The 12645-nt window shown below is 75.4% G+C and carries 14 protein-coding genes; 8 read left to right on the top strand and 6 right to left on the bottom strand.

Annotation, left to right across the window (positions count from 1 at the left end):
* Positions 1–48: 48 nt before the first annotated feature.
* From ABT014_RS29900 to purB, 3 genes are all read left to right on the top strand, one after another.
* Positions 49–489, top strand: coding sequence for a MarR family winged helix-turn-helix transcriptional regulator (locus ABT014_RS29900; protein WP_350642351.1), 441 nt, complete (start codon positions 49–51; stop codon positions 487–489).
* Positions 490–502: 13 nt separating this feature from the next.
* The gene (locus ABT014_RS29905) at positions 503–1402 is read left to right on the top strand and encodes a DUF2797 domain-containing protein (RefSeq protein ID WP_350642352.1); all 900 of its coding nucleotides are present in this window, start codon (positions 503–505) and stop codon (positions 1400–1402) included.
* A gap of 69 nt (positions 1403–1471) precedes the next feature.
* Entirely contained in the window at positions 1472–2902 is a 1431-nt protein-coding gene (gene purB / locus ABT014_RS29910) for an adenylosuccinate lyase (RefSeq protein WP_350642353.1), read from the top strand.
* Positions 2903–2927: 25 nt separating this feature from the next.
* Here purB and ABT014_RS29915 read toward each other — a convergent pair whose 3' ends face one another.
* On the bottom strand, positions 2928–4490 hold the full coding sequence (locus tag ABT014_RS29915) for an MFS transporter (protein ID WP_350642354.1): 1563 nt from the start codon (positions 4488–4490) through the stop codon (positions 2928–2930).
* 80 nt (positions 4491–4570) lie between these two features.
* Positions 4571–5611, bottom strand: a complete 1041-nt coding sequence (locus ABT014_RS29920; protein ID WP_350642355.1) for a hypothetical protein — start codon at positions 5609–5611, stop codon at positions 4571–4573.
* A 155-nt stretch (positions 5612–5766) separates the two neighbouring features.
* Between ABT014_RS29920 and ABT014_RS29925 the strand changes: the two genes are divergently transcribed.
* Positions 5767–6567 carry a VIT1/CCC1 transporter family protein gene (locus ABT014_RS29925; protein ID WP_350642357.1) on the top strand — a complete coding sequence of 267 codons (801 nt, stop codon included), beginning with the start codon at positions 5767–5769 and terminating at the stop codon, positions 6565–6567.
* Positions 6568–6656: 89 nt separating this feature from the next.
* On the opposite strand, the gene ABT014_RS29930 is transcribed toward ABT014_RS29925, so the two are convergent.
* Positions 6657–7571: an AurF N-oxygenase family protein gene (locus ABT014_RS29930; protein ID WP_350642358.1), complete on the bottom strand. Its 915-nt coding sequence runs from the start codon at positions 7569–7571 to the stop codon at positions 6657–6659.
* 152 nt (positions 7572–7723) lie between these two features.
* On the opposite strand from ABT014_RS29930, the gene ABT014_RS29935 reads away from it, so the two are divergent.
* Complete coding sequence (locus ABT014_RS29935) at positions 7724–8719, top strand: PHP domain-containing protein (RefSeq protein WP_350642359.1); 996 nt, start codon at positions 7724–7726, stop codon at positions 8717–8719.
* Between the two features lie 169 nt (positions 8720–8888).
* Positions 8889–9455 carry a DJ-1/PfpI family protein gene (locus ABT014_RS29940; protein ID WP_350642360.1) on the top strand — a complete coding sequence of 189 codons (567 nt, stop codon included), beginning with the start codon at positions 8889–8891 and terminating at the stop codon, positions 9453–9455.
* Between the two features lie 66 nt (positions 9456–9521).
* Here the strand turns inward: ABT014_RS29940 and ABT014_RS29945 are convergent, their stop codons facing one another.
* A complete protein-coding gene (locus tag ABT014_RS29945; protein WP_350642361.1) occupies positions 9522–10466 on the bottom strand; it encodes a carbohydrate kinase family protein in 945 nt (314 codons plus the stop codon).
* Between the two features lie 106 nt (positions 10467–10572).
* On the opposite strand from ABT014_RS29945, the gene ABT014_RS29950 reads away from it, so the two are divergent.
* A complete protein-coding gene (locus ABT014_RS29950) occupies positions 10573–11181 on the top strand; it encodes a TIGR03086 family metal-binding protein (protein WP_350642362.1) in 609 nt (202 codons plus the stop codon).
* A gap of 23 nt (positions 11182–11204) precedes the next feature.
* On the opposite strand, the gene ABT014_RS29955 is transcribed toward ABT014_RS29950, so the two are convergent.
* Positions 11205–11594, bottom strand: a complete 390-nt coding sequence (locus ABT014_RS29955) for an SCO5389 family protein (RefSeq protein ID WP_350642363.1) — start codon at positions 11592–11594, stop codon at positions 11205–11207.
* Positions 11595–11777: 183 nt separating this feature from the next.
* Here ABT014_RS29955 and ABT014_RS29960 point away from each other — a divergent pair, with 183 nt between their 5' ends.
* Positions 11778–12050 carry a DUF2630 family protein gene (locus tag ABT014_RS29960; protein WP_350642364.1) on the top strand — a complete coding sequence of 91 codons (273 nt, stop codon included), beginning with the start codon at positions 11778–11780 and terminating at the stop codon, positions 12048–12050.
* Between the two features lie 27 nt (positions 12051–12077).
* Here ABT014_RS29960 and ABT014_RS29965 read toward each other — a convergent pair whose 3' ends face one another.
* Positions 12078–12563 (bottom strand): MarR family winged helix-turn-helix transcriptional regulator, encoded by a 486-nt coding sequence (locus tag ABT014_RS29965; protein ID WP_350642365.1) that lies wholly within the window; start codon positions 12561–12563, stop codon positions 12078–12080.
* Positions 12564–12645 lie beyond the last annotated feature (82 nt).

Here is a 12645-nt window from a genome sequence, read left to right on the forward strand (position 1 = left end):
TCGGTCAAAGCTGGAGCAGCTGAACCTTTTCGGCGTAACCTGGCCGTCATGGGCACCACAGCGACCACCCCGGCACCTACCACCGTCGACCTGATGGAGGCGGTGGCAGCCGTCGGCACCGCCTACTTCCAGGACTTCGCGCTGGCCGCGGGGCGGCACGGGCTGAACCCCTCCCAGGCCAAGGCGCTCAAGGCCGTCCAGGAGCCGGTGCCGATGCGCGCGCTGGCCGGCCGGCTGGGCTGCGACGCCTCCAACGTCACCGGCATCGTGGACCGCCTGGAGTCGCTCGGCCTCGCCCACCGCGAGACGGCGGCCGGCGACCGCCGCGTCAAGATCGTCGCGATCACCCCGGCCGGCCGCACCATCCTGGACCGGATCCGGGACGACATGACCCGCGCCCACGACGCCTTCGCCAGCCTCGACGAGGACCAGCGCACGGCGCTCGACCAGCTCTGCCGCCAGGTCCTCCCGCTGCTCACCGCCCGCTGAGCCGACCGTCGCGATGAGCGGTTGGACGGTCACCGGCCTGTCCTGGCGCGACGGCACCCCGCGGCTCACCGCGACCGACCGGCAGCGCGAGCACGCCCGCGAGCTCACTCCCGGGATGCGGATCGGCTGGACGGTGGCCGGCCCGCGCCGGTGCACCGGGGTACGCGGCACCACGGCGCCCCGCGGCTGCCCGTACCGGGAGCTGGTCGCGCCCGCCGGGCGCAGCAGCCAGTGCGAGACCTGCCAGCGGGCCGACCCCGGGCTGGCCCTGGCCCGCGACCGGATCCTCGACGACGGCCGCAGCTACCGGCTCTACCTGGCCTGGTTCGGCCCCGGCCTGCTCAAGGTCGGCCTGACCGGGGAGCACCGCGGTCCCGCCCGGTTGCTCGACCAGGCGGCCCCCGTCTTCACCTTCGTCGGCCGCGGCCGGCTGCCCGCCGTGCGCCGGGCCGAGCTCACGGTGGCCCAGGCCGGGCTGGCCCGCGAACGGGTCCCCGGCACGGTCAAGGCCGCCGCCTGGTGGGGCCTGCCCGAGGTCGCCGACCGGCGGGGCGAGCTGCTGCGGCTGCGCGCCGAGGTGGTCCGGCTGCTCGCCGACCACGGGATCGAGCTGTTCCCGGACGGACCGCTGGTCGACCACGTCGGGCTGCTCGGCCTGGCCGACGGGCCGCCGCCCGCGTACCGGCGGATCACCGCGCTCACCCCCGGCGCCACCCTGGCCGGGACGCTGCGCCCGGCGATCGGCAGCCACCTGTTCATCGACCCCGCCGAGGGCGAACCGCTGCTGCTGGACACCAGGCTGCTGGCGGGCTGGGGGCTGGCCGGCGGGGAGGTCGCCGGGTGCGCCGGGCTGGAACTGCTGCCCTGCGCCCGCCCGGCCGGGCCGGGGACCACCCAGGACGCGCTGTTCTGACCATGGCCGGGCGGACGCCCCGGACGCCGCCGTCGGCCCGGATGACCTCGACTGTTAGGCTTGCGAAGCGTGAGCGCGAAGCCCCAGATCCCCAATGTCCTGGCCTCCCGGTACGCCTCGGCGACCCTGGCCCAGCTGTGGTCCCCCGAGCACAAGGTGGTCCTCGAGCGCCACCTGTGGCTCGCCGTCCTGAAGGCCCAGCAGGATCTCGGCATCGAGGTCCCGGCCACCGCCGTCGCGGACTACGAGCGCGTCGTCGACCAGGTCGACCTGGAGTCGATCGCCGCCCGCGAGCGGATCACCCGGCACGACGTGAAGGCCCGGATCGAGGAGTTCAGCGAGCTCGCCGGCCACGAGCAGATCCACAAGGGGATGACCTCCCGGGATCTCACCGAGAACGTCGAGCAGCTCCAGATCCGGCAGTCGCTGGAGCACGTGCGCGACCGCACGGTCGCCGTGCTGGTCCGCCTCGGCCGGCTCTCCGCCGACCACGCCGAACTGGTGATGGCCGGCCGCTCGCACAACGTGGCCGCCCAGGCCACCACCCTCGGCAAGCGCTTCGCCACCGTCGCGGACGAGCTGCTGGTCGCCTTCCACCGGCTCGAGGAGCTGATCGCCCGCTACCCGCTGCGCGGGATCAAGGGCCCGGTCGGCACCGCCCAGGACATGCTCGACCTGCTCGGCGGCGACGACGAGAAGCTCGCCGAGCTGGAGCGCCGGGTCGCCGGCCACCTCGGCTTCGCCGAGGTGCTCACCAGCGTCGGCCAGGTCTACCCGCGCTCGCTGGACTTCGAGGTGCTCACCGCCCTCGTCCAGCTCGCCGCCGCGCCGTCCAGCCTGGCCAAGACGGTCCGCCTGATGGCCGGCCACGAGCTGGTCACCGAGGGCTTCAAGGCCGGCCAGGTCGGTTCCTCGGCCATGCCGCACAAGATGAACACCCGCTCCTGCGAGCGCGTCAACGGACTCGCCGTCATCCTGCGCGGCTACGCCTCGATGACCGCCGAGCTCAGCGGCGACCAGTGGAACGAGGGCGACGTCTCCTGCTCGGTGGTGCGCCGGGTCGCCCTGCCGGACGCCTTCTTCGCCTTCGACGGCCTGCTGGAGACCTTCCTGACGGTGCTGGACGAGTTCGGCGCCTTCCCGGCCGTGATCGAGGCCGAGCTGGACCGCTACCTGCCGTTCCTCGCCACCACCAAGGTGCTGATGGGCGCGGTGCGTGCCGGCGTCGGCCGGGAGACCGCGCACGAGGTCATCAAGGAGCACGCGGTCGCCTCCGCGCTCGCCATGCGTGAGGGCGCCAGGGAGAACGCGCTGCTCGACAAGCTGGCCGCGGACGAGCGGATCCCGCTGGACCGCGCCGCGCTGGACGCCCTGCTGGCCGACCGGCTCTCCTTCACCGGGGCGGCCGGCGCGCAGGTGGCCGAGGTGGTGCGCCGGGTGCAGACCGTCGCCGACCGCTACCCCGAGGCCGCCAAGTACGCGCCGGGCGACATCCTCTGAGACGCTCGCTCCCGGCCGGCCCCGCTCACCCTCGGGCGGGGCCGTCCGGTGCGTTCGGCGGGTCCGGCGGGGACGGGCGGTCCGGGCCGTCCGGGCCGGTCAGGGTGGTGGCCGCCCGGCGGCCGGGGCTGCTCGGCGGCGCCGTGGTGCCGCAGTACCAGTCGCAGTCCGGCTCGGCCACCGGCCGGTCGGGCGCGAGCGCGTCGGTGCGCACCGTGGCCAGCGCCAGCAGTCCGCCGGTGGCCAGCAGCCCGGCGCAGATCATCATCGCGGTGCGGAAGGCCGAGTCGACCTCCGCCGGCACCTGGTAGGCATCCCCGCTCAGCCCCGCCAGTGCGGGCAGCGCCGCCACCGCGATCAGCCCGGCGGCGCGGGCGGCCGCGTTGTTCACCCCGCTGGCGATCCCCGCCCGCTGCACGTCCACCGCCGCCAGCACGGTCGCCGTCAGCGGCGCCACCAGCAGCGTCATGCCCGCGCCGAGCACCGTCACGGCCGGCAGCACGTCCGCCCAGTACGAGGCGCCGGGCCCGATCCGCAGCATCAGCAGCACCCCGACCGCGCAGATCATCGGCCCGAGGAAGAGCGGCAGCCGGGGCCCGATCGCCTTGCTCAGCCGGCCCGCCCGGCTGGACAGCGTCAGCATCAGCAGCGTGGTCGGCACCAGCGCCACCCCGGCGGTCAGCGGGCTGAACCCGGCGACCGTCTGCAACTGCACGGTGAGCAGCAGGAAGATGCCGCTGAACGCCGCGTACACGCACACCGTCACCAGGTTGACCGAGGTGAACTGGCGGGACCTGAACAGCTCCAGCGGCAGCATCGGATGCGCCGTTCGGCGCTCCGCGAGCACGAACACCACGCCGAGCAGCACGCCCGCCACGCCGGCGAGCGCCGAGTACCCCTTCAACCCCTCGGTGAGCGCGTACGTCACGCCGCCGAGCGAGAGCGCGGCCAGCACCGCGCCGCGCACGTCGAAGCGGCCCGGGTCCTGCGGGTCCCTGGTCTCGGGGACGTGCCGGGCGGCGACGGCGACCACCACAGCGGCCAGCGGCACGTTCAGCAGGAAGATCCACCGCCAGCCCGGGCCGTCCACCAGCCAGCCGCCCAGGAACGGCCCGACCGCCGCGGACACCCCGCCCAGGCCCGACCAGGCGCCCACCGCGGCGGCCCGGTCGTCCGGGTGGAACACCGCCTGGAGCATGGCGAGCGAGCCCGGGGTGAGCAGTGCACCGCCGACCCCCTGCAGGGCGCGGGCCAGGATCAGCACCTCGATGGTGGGGGCCGCCGCACAGATCGCCGAGGCGGCGGCGAACCAGCAGACGCCGATCATGAAGACCTTCCGGCGCCCGTAGCGGTCGCCGAGCGAGCCGCCGAGCAGGATCAGCGCGGCCAGCGTCAGCAGGTACGCGTTGACCGTCCACTGCAGGGCCGCCAGCGAGGCGTTCAGATCGGCGCCGATCCGCGGCAGCGCGACGTTGACCACCGTGCCGTCGAGCATCGCCATGCCGGAGCCGAGCGCGGTGGTCAGGACCACCCAGCGCCCGCGCGCGGTGCCGAGCCGGATGCCGCCGGCTGCGCCCTGAGTGTCCACCTCCCGATCCTCCGCCACCGGCCCGGCGCCCGCACCCCGGATCACGGGATCCGCTTCCCCGGTCCTGCGCCGGCCCGCGGTCAGCCGCCGTAGGAGGTGGCGGGCCGGACGGCGGCCAGGTGGCGGGCCGCCTCCTGCGGGGCGAGCACCTCCTCCAGCACCAGTTCGGCGCGCATCGCGGGGAACATCGCACCGGCCGCCCAGGTGCGCGGGTACGACGGCGGGTCGAGCACCAGCAGGCGGATGCCGTCCACCACCGGGATGTCGCGCGGGGTGCCCTCGTTCCAGATCCACGAGCCGTCGGCGGCGACCAGGTTGAAGCTGCCGGTGACGGCCGGGCGCCGGTCGCTGCGGCCGGTGCCCAGGTAGGCGGCGACGGCGTCGGGCGACGGCGCCGTGCCGGGCAGGTGGCCGCCGCCGATCAGGACGCCGGCGAGCAGGGTGTGCAGCTGGAAGTTGTCGGCGATGCCGCTCATCCGCAGCCGGAAGCCGGCGCCGCCGACCCGGTCCAGCACCAGCAGGGGTTCGTCGTCGAGCAGCGACAACGCGGCGGTCAGGCAGGTTGTTTCGCCGAGGAACCCGGCCAGCCGAGCGGTCAGGCCGGGCAGTTCGTCGCGGTCGGTGAGGCTCCGGCGCACCTCGGGGTGGATCAGCACGGCCGTGGCGGCCTGCTCCCAGCCCGGCAGCGAGGCCCAGGAGGCGGCCCGCAGGAACGGTTCGGGGCCGTCGCCGAGCAGGGCCAGGACCTCATCGGGGATCTCCTCGCCGGGCGCCTGCAGGTCCTCCTCGGCGTCCTGCGGCCAGTGCTCGGCGAAGGCGACGGCGTGCGTCAGCGCCGCCCGCAGGCCGGCCAGGACGGGGCCCGCGCAGGCGAGGGGGTCGGCGCCGCCCTCCACGCAGGCGCCCACCAGCACCGCCAGTGCCGCCCCCGGCTCGGGGGACAGCCGGTCGATCAGGGCGGCCAGCCGCGGGCCGGCGGCGGCGCGCTCCTTGGCTCCGGCCCGGGCCAGCGCCCGGCCCAGGTCGTCGAAGGCCTGCCCGGCCCGACCCGGCTCGCGCGCGTCCAGGGCCTGCTCGAATGCGTCGACGGCCCGGGTGGCCGAAGGTCTGCGGAAGATCATGTGCGGACCCTAGGACACCGCGGCGACGAGCCCGCGGCCGGGGTGTTCGATCCGCCGGGGCGGGGTAGTCGGGCCGGTGGCCAGGGGCGTGCGGCGCGGTGGGCGGCGTGACGGGACGGGTGCCCCTAGCCTCTGAGCGACAGGGAGGTGCTGGGATGACGTCACCCGCGACCGGGCCCGAGTGGGCGGTGCTCGCGCCGCACTGGGATCCGGGGGAGCGCAGCGAGCAGGAGGACCGGGCCGCCGAGGAGGAGTTGACCGATCTCGGGCGGACGGCGGGACGGGTGGCCGGCGGCGGGATCCGGGCGGCCGTGCTCGGGGTCAACGACGGGCTGGTGACCAACCTCTGCATGATCCTCGGGGTGGCCGGGGCCTCGGTGGACGCCGGCACCGTCCGGCTGTCCGGGCTGGCCAGCCTGGTCGCGGGCGCGCTGTCGATGGCGGCCGGCGAGTGGGTCTCGGTGCGCAGTCAGGTGGAGGTGGCCCGCGGCATGGAGGACGCGCTGCACCGGGCCTGGCGGCGCTCCCCGCCGGTGGTGATGGCGCACCTGACCGGCAGCCTGCGGGCCCGCGGCCTGGACCGCGAGACCGCGGCCCGGGCCAGCCGCAGCGTGGTGTCGGCGGGCCGCGGCTCGCGCGCCACCAGCCTGCGGATCCTGTACGGGGTCAGTGCCCAGGACGCGGGTTCGCCGCTGGTGGCGGCGGGCAGTTCGCTGCTGCTGTTCGCGCTCGGTGCGCTGATGCCGCTGCTGCCCTGGTTCTTCACCGAGGGCGGGACGGCCGTGGCGGCCTCCGCCGTGCTGACCGCGCTGGCCTCGCTGCTGGTCGGCGGGGCGCTGGGCTACGGATCGGGGCGCGGGGCCGGCTGGACGGCGCTGCGCCAGCTGCTGATCGTGGCGGCGGCCTCCGCGATCACCTTCGGCCTCGGACGGCTGGCGGGCTCGGCCGTGCTGTAGCGCCCGCCGACCCGCCCGCCCGCCGACCCGCCCGTCCGCCCGGCCGCCCGCCGGCCGGGCCCGGTGCTCCGGGCGCGGCGGCCGCCGGCTCAGCGCGGCGCGATCAGGGCGGCGCGGCGCCACATCCGTTCCACGCTGCGGTCGATGATGCCGAGTTCGGTGAAGTAGGCGACGGCCTTGCGGGCCCACTCCACGCGGGTGTCGCGCCAGTGCGGGTTGAGGTGGGCCGCGCGCTGCGCCGCCACCGGGTCGAGGCCCGCGCGGGCGTACACCCGGGGGTGGATCAGCTCCGCCACGGCCTGCTGGGCGAGCACCGCGAGCGCCCGCCGGAACAGTGCCCGGCGCGGTGCGCTCATCGCGGCCCAGCGGCGGGCCAGCTCCGGTTTGGCGTAGCCGATGTGCCGGGCCTCCTCGATCACGTGGATCCGGGCCACCGACCGGGCCAGCGGCTGCAGGCTCTCGTCGCGGATCATCTCCCGCTGCATGGCGTCGGTGAACTCCTCGACGAATATCGCCCCGGCGAAGGTCATCGCGGTGTCGTTGGCCAGGAAGTGCAGCTGGCCGAGCCGCTGGGCGCGCTTGCTGGGCCGGGCGGAGGGGTACCCGGTGGCGCTGATGTAGCGGGCGAACATGGTGGAGTGCCGGCACTCGTCGGCGACCTCGGTCAGCGCGTACTGGGCGTGCCGGGTGGTCAGGTCGCTCTCGTACACGTGCCGCACCAGGCCCTCCATCAGGACCAGTTCGAACCAGATGCCGGCCGCGGTGGTGCTGGCGAACTGGTCGACGCTGAGCCGGGCCTGCCGGTGCGGGTCGAGCGAGTGCCACAGCGGGGTGCCGTACAGCGAGACCCGGTGCGGGGGGAGGGCGAGGTGGGCCGGGTCGAGCGGGGCGTCCCAGTCGATCTCGGTGAGCGGGTCGTAGGAGTGCCGGGCGGAGGCGCGCAGCAGCCGTTCGGCGTTCTGCTCGCGGTCCTGGGTGCGGGGGGAGGTGGCGGTCTCGCGCATCGGGGCTCCCGGGTGGGCGGGGGGCAGGGGCTGGCCGACGGTCCCGCGTACGGCCCAGGGGGAAGGATCGCAGTTATACACGATGTCAACAAGGCCTCCGGGTCGGATCCCTCGCCGAGCGGTGGCCGGTGACGGCGGGCCAGACTGGCGGTATGGACCCGGTCACCGCACTCGAACGGATCGCCTTCCTGCTGGAACGGCAGCTGGCCTCGCCGTACCGGGTGAAGGCCTTCCGCACCGCGGCCGAGGCCGCCACCGCGCTGCCCCCGGGCCCGCTGGACGCCGCGCAGGCCGCCCGGCTGCCCGGCATCGGGCCGGTGACCGCCCAGGTGATCGCCGAGGCCACGGCCGGCCGCACCCCCGAGTACCTGGTCGAACTGGAACAGCGACCCGCCCCGCAGGCCGAGGAGGGCGCCGACCTGCTCGCCGCCCAGCGCGGCGACTGCCACCTGCACTCCGACTGGTCGGACGGCGGCAGCCCGATCGAGCTGATGGCCCGCACCGCCCGCGACCTGGGGCACGAGTGGGCGGTGCTCACCGACCACTCGCCCCGGCTCAAGGTGGCCCGCGGCCTCAGCCCCGAACGGCTGCGCCACCAGCTGGAGGTGGTCGCCGAGGTCGGGGCCGCGCTGGCCCCGTTCCGCCTGCTGAGCGGCATCGAGTGCGACATCCTGGACGACGGCGGCCTCGACCAGGAGGACGGGCTGCTCGCCGAACTGGACGTGGTGGTCGCCTCCGTGCACTCCAAGCTCCGGATGGACCGGGCGCCGATGACCCGCCGTCTGCTGGCCGCCGTCCGCAACCCGCGGGTGAACGTCCTGGGCCACTGCACCGGCCGGCTGATCGCGGACAAGCCGCGCCCGGAGTCCGTCTTCGACGCCGAGGCGGTCTTCGCGGCCTGCGCCGAGGCCGGCACCGCCGTCGAGATCAACTGCCGCCCGGAGCGCCGCGATCCGCCCGGCCGGCTGATCCGGCTGGCCGCCGACGCCGGCTGCCTGTTCTCGATCGACACCGACGCGCACGCACCCGGTCAGCTGGACTGGCAGGCGTACGGCTGTGCCAGAGCCGCCGCGGCGGGGCTGGACCCGGAGCGGATCGTCACCACCTGGCCGGTGGACCGGCTGCTGGCCTGGGCCGCCGGGGGCTGACCGGCGTCCGTACGGCGCCTCCCGCCGGGGCGGGCGGCAGGGGGCGCGGGCCCTCCGGTGGGTGCGCCGGTCGGGTGCGCCGTGCGCCTCGTTGCCCTACCGCGCGCCAGCGGGCAGTGTGTGTCGCGGTCGAGGACCCCGTACGGCGAGGAAGGGCGGAATCCCAGGCATGACAGCCAAGATCCTGATCGTGACCGGCGACGCGGCGGAGTCGCTGGAGGTCTTCTACCCCTACCAGCGGCTGCGCGAGGAGGGGTACGAGGTCGACATCGCGGCGCCGAGCCGCAAGCGGCTGCAGTTCGTGGTGCACGACTTCGTGGACGGGTTCGACACCTACACCGAGAAGCCCGGCTACACCTGGGCGGCCGACCTCGCCGTCGCGGAGGTCGATCCGGCCGACTACGTCGCGCTGGTGCTGCCCGGCGGGCGGGCGCCCGAGTACCTGCGCAACGACCCCGAGGTGCAGCGGGTGGTGCGGCACTTCTTCGAGCTGGACAAGCCCGTAGCGCAGCTCTGCCACGGCCCGCTGATCCCGCTGGTCGGCGGCACCCTGGCGGGCCGCCGGACCGCCGCCTACCCGGCGCTGGAGCCGGACGTGGCGGCCGGCGGGGCCGCCTACGTGGACGGTGAGGCGGTGGTCGACGGGGTGCTGGTCTCCGGCCGGGCCTGGCCGGACCACCCGCGCTGGATGAAGGCCTTCGTCGAGGTGCTGCGGGACAAGGCGCCGGTCGACTGAGCCACGGGCGCCGGCCCCGTCTCCGGTGGCGGGGCCGGTGCCCGTGCGGGACGGCGGGTGCCCGGCTCAGCCGTCCAGCAGGTTCGCCCGCGGCGGGTTGGCGCCGGGCACCGAGCAGGTCAGGGCGGCCACCCGGGCGGCGAACCGGGCCGCCTCGGCGGCCTGGTCGAGCCCGAGGGCGTCCAGCCGCCCGCCGAGCAGGCCCTGCCCGTCGAGGTGGTGCAGCAGCCCGGCCGTGAAGGCGTCGCCGGCCCCGACGGTGTCGGCCACCGTGACCGGTTCGGCGGCCACCGTGACCCGCTGCCCGTCCAGCGAGACGAGCGCACCGGCCGCGCCCAGGGTGATCACCACCAGTCGCACGCCGGCGGCGTGCCAGCGGTCGCAGGCCTGCTCCGGGGTGGCCCCGGGCAGCAGGTGCGCCAGGTCGTCGTCGCTGAGCCGCAGCAGGTCGGCCAGCTCGCACCAGCGCTCCAGCCGCTCCCGGTAGGCGGCCGGCGGCACCAGCAGCGGCCGGACGTTGGGGTCGATCGAGACCGTCGCGCGGGCGGCGCTGCGGGCCAGGAACTCCTCGACCACCGACCCGCCCGGGGCCCGGACCAGGGCGAGCGAGCCGCTGTGGACGCAGGCCGGGGAGCCCGCCGGCTCGGCCGCCAGCTCGCCGGCGGTCCACTGCCAGTCCGCCGCCCCCTCGGCGTGGAACGAGTAGCCGGCCCGGCCCTGCTCGTCCAGGTCGGCGACGGCCAGCGTGCTGGGCTCGGCCGCCGATACGCAGCCGTCCAGGTCCACGCCGGACTCGGCGAGGTGGGCACGGAACAGCCGGCCGAACACGTCGCCCGACAGCCGGCCCAGGAAGCGGGTGGGGGTGCCCAGCCGGGCCAGCGCGACCGCCGTGTTGGCCGGCCCGCCGCCCGGGTGCACCCGCAGCGCGAGCTCGCCGTGGGTGCCGCGCCGGCTGTCGGTGAAGGCGTCGGCCACGCACTCGCCGAGCACGGTGATCGGGGGACGGGACATGGCGGCTCCTCGGGACGCGGCGGCCGGACGGGCTCCGGGCGTCTCACATCATCCACCGCCGCCCGCACGGGGTGCCGGGGCGGGGCATCGGGGGCACTGTGTGGGTATGGCATGCCAACACGAGCGTCACGCGCACCGCGAGGTGCTGGACCGCTACGACGAGGCCGTGGGGGAGTTCGGCCGGCTGGTCGGCATGGTCCTGCGCCGCCAGTGGGACCTGCCCACCCCGTGCGCCGACTGGACGGTGCGCGACCTGGTCAACCACCTGACGGTGGAGCAGCTGTGGGTGCCCGAGATGCTGGCGGGCGCGACGGTGGCGCAGGTCGGGTCGTTCTTCGACGGCGACGCGCTGGCCGACGACCCGCTCGCGGTGTGGACCGACGCGGCCGCGGCGGCCGCCGCCGGCTTCCACGCGCCGGGCGCGCTGGACCGGACCGTCCACCTCTCGTACGCCGACCGGGACGCGCTCGGCTACTGCCGGGAGATGACGGTGGACGCCGTGGTGCACGGCTGGGACCTGGCCCGGTCGCTCGGCGGGGCGGGCCGGATGTCGCCGGCCGGCGCGGCCTTCGCGCTCGGCGAGATCGAGGCGTACGGGGACCTCTCCGCCACCGGCATGTTCGCGCGCGCGGTGCCGACCGGGCCGGACGCCGACCCGCAGACCAGGCTGCTCGGTCTGGCCGGGCGGGATCCGGGCTGGGCGCCCCCGGGCTGAACCCGGGGGCGCCGGCGGCGGGTTCAGCAGTCCCGGAACTCCGGGGACTGGTTGAGCAGCTGCGCCCGGACCGAGGTGAACCGGCGGTAGGTCTCGCCCTGCTCCGCGCCCGGGTGGAAGACCGCCACCCGGTGGCAGTTCTGGAAGGCGAGCCGCACCCCGAAGTGCCGCTCCAGGCTGCCCCGGATCGCGTCGCTGGCCAGCGCGCGCAGCAGCTGGCCGCGCTCCGGTTCCGAGGGGGCCTCCGTGTTGTCGGCGAACTCGGCCGAGGAGCCGCGCAGTTCGGCGGCGAGTCCGGCGATCAGCCGGTAGGCGTAGGGGAGGGAGGTGCGGACGGTGTCGACGAACGCGGACTCGTCGACCTCGTCGCGCTCGGCCTGGGCCAGCAGGGTGGGGGAGACGTCGAGGGACATGGCGCCAACTCCTTCTTAGAAGTGAAAGTCATTTCCAAGTTTGGGATCCTGCTGCTCCGCTGACGCCCTGTCAAGCCGTGCTGCGCCGTCCGGGTGATGCGTGCCCGCGCGCCGCGGGCCGTGCTGCGGTCGCGTCGGGCCGGGGCCGTTCCTAGGCTGGTGGCGAGAGTGAGGAGGCGCCGCATGACACAGCAACCGGACCCGGGTGCCGGGGCGGATCAGCGGATCCTGGAGCGGATCGGCGAGATGGTCGCCGCCGAGCGCAACCTGCGGGAGCTCCTCGCCGACGGCCGGATCGACCCCGAGACCGAGCACCAGCGGCTGCGCGACATCGAGCAGCAGCTCGACCAGTGCTGGGACCTGCTGCGGCAGCGGCGGGCCCGCAAGGACGCGGGGGAGGACCCGAACCTGGCGAGCGTGCGCAGCATCGAGGAGGTCGAGCAGTACGAGTCCTGAGGGGAGCGGCCCTCGGGGCGGGGGCGGTCAGGCGCCGGTGAGCGTGGCCCCGTCCGCCACGGCCGCGTCGAGCGCGGTGGTGACGCGCTCCAGCAGGGCTCGCAGCTCGGTGATGTCGGCGACGTCCAGGCCGGTGGCCCGGCTGATCCGGCGGGGCACCTCGAGCGCGCGCCCGCGCAGGGCGGTGCCGGCCTCGGTGAGGCGCACGGTGACCGAGCGCTCGTCCTCGGCGCTGCGCTCGCGCCGGACCAGGCCCGCCATCTCCAACCGCTTGAGCAACGGGGAGAGGGTGCCGGAGTCGAGCCGCAGCCGCTCGCCGATCTGCTTGACCGGCTGGTCGCCGTCCTCCCAGAGCACGAGCATCGCCAGGTACTGCGGGTAGGTCAGGTCGAGGTCCCGGAGCGCCAGCCGGTAGACGCCGTTGAAGGCGCGGGCGGCGGCGTGCAGCGAGAAGCAGATCTGGTGGTCGAGGCGGAGCAGCTGCTCGTCCGGCAGCTCGGAGAGCGTGGTCATGTCTCCAGGGTACCGATCCCCGCTCGCACCATTCAGTTGTGCGCAATTCAGTTGTGTGCTTCACTTGTGCCCATGAGGCGGC

Origin of the sequence: Kitasatospora sp. NPDC094015, from assembly GCF_040304075.1 — a bacterium.
In the GTDB taxonomy this organism is placed as follows: domain Bacteria; phylum Actinomycetota; class Actinomycetes; order Streptomycetales; family Streptomycetaceae; genus Kitasatospora.

Coding starts and splice junctions, on each gene's coding strand:
- ABT014_RS29955 (WP_350642363.1), bottom strand. CDS start 11,594: ATGTCCCTCGACGTCTCCCCCACCCTGCTGGCCCAGGCCGAGCGCGAC.
- ABT014_RS29920 (WP_350642355.1), bottom strand. CDS start 5,611: ATGATCTTCCGCAGACCTTCGGCCACCCGGGCCGTCGACGCATTCGAG.
- ABT014_RS29960 (WP_350642364.1), top strand. CDS start 11,778: ATGACACAGCAACCGGACCCGGGTGCCGGGGCGGATCAGCGGATCCTG.
- ABT014_RS29940 (WP_350642360.1), top strand. CDS start 8,889: ATGACAGCCAAGATCCTGATCGTGACCGGCGACGCGGCGGAGTCGCTG.
- ABT014_RS29965 (WP_350642365.1), bottom strand. CDS start 12,563: ATGACCACGCTCTCCGAGCTGCCGGACGAGCAGCTGCTCCGCCTCGAC.
- ABT014_RS29945 (WP_350642361.1), bottom strand. CDS start 10,466: ATGTCCCGTCCCCCGATCACCGTGCTCGGCGAGTGCGTGGCCGACGCC.
- ABT014_RS29905 (WP_350642352.1), top strand. CDS start 503: ATGAGCGGTTGGACGGTCACCGGCCTGTCCTGGCGCGACGGCACCCCG.
- ABT014_RS29950 (WP_350642362.1), top strand. CDS start 10,573: ATGGCATGCCAACACGAGCGTCACGCGCACCGCGAGGTGCTGGACCGC.
- ABT014_RS29925 (WP_350642357.1), top strand. CDS start 5,767: ATGACGTCACCCGCGACCGGGCCCGAGTGGGCGGTGCTCGCGCCGCAC.
- ABT014_RS29935 (WP_350642359.1), top strand. CDS start 7,724: ATGGACCCGGTCACCGCACTCGAACGGATCGCCTTCCTGCTGGAACGG.
- ABT014_RS29900 (WP_350642351.1), top strand. CDS start 49: ATGGGCACCACAGCGACCACCCCGGCACCTACCACCGTCGACCTGATG.
- ABT014_RS29930 (WP_350642358.1), bottom strand. CDS start 7,571: ATGCGCGAGACCGCCACCTCCCCCCGCACCCAGGACCGCGAGCAGAAC.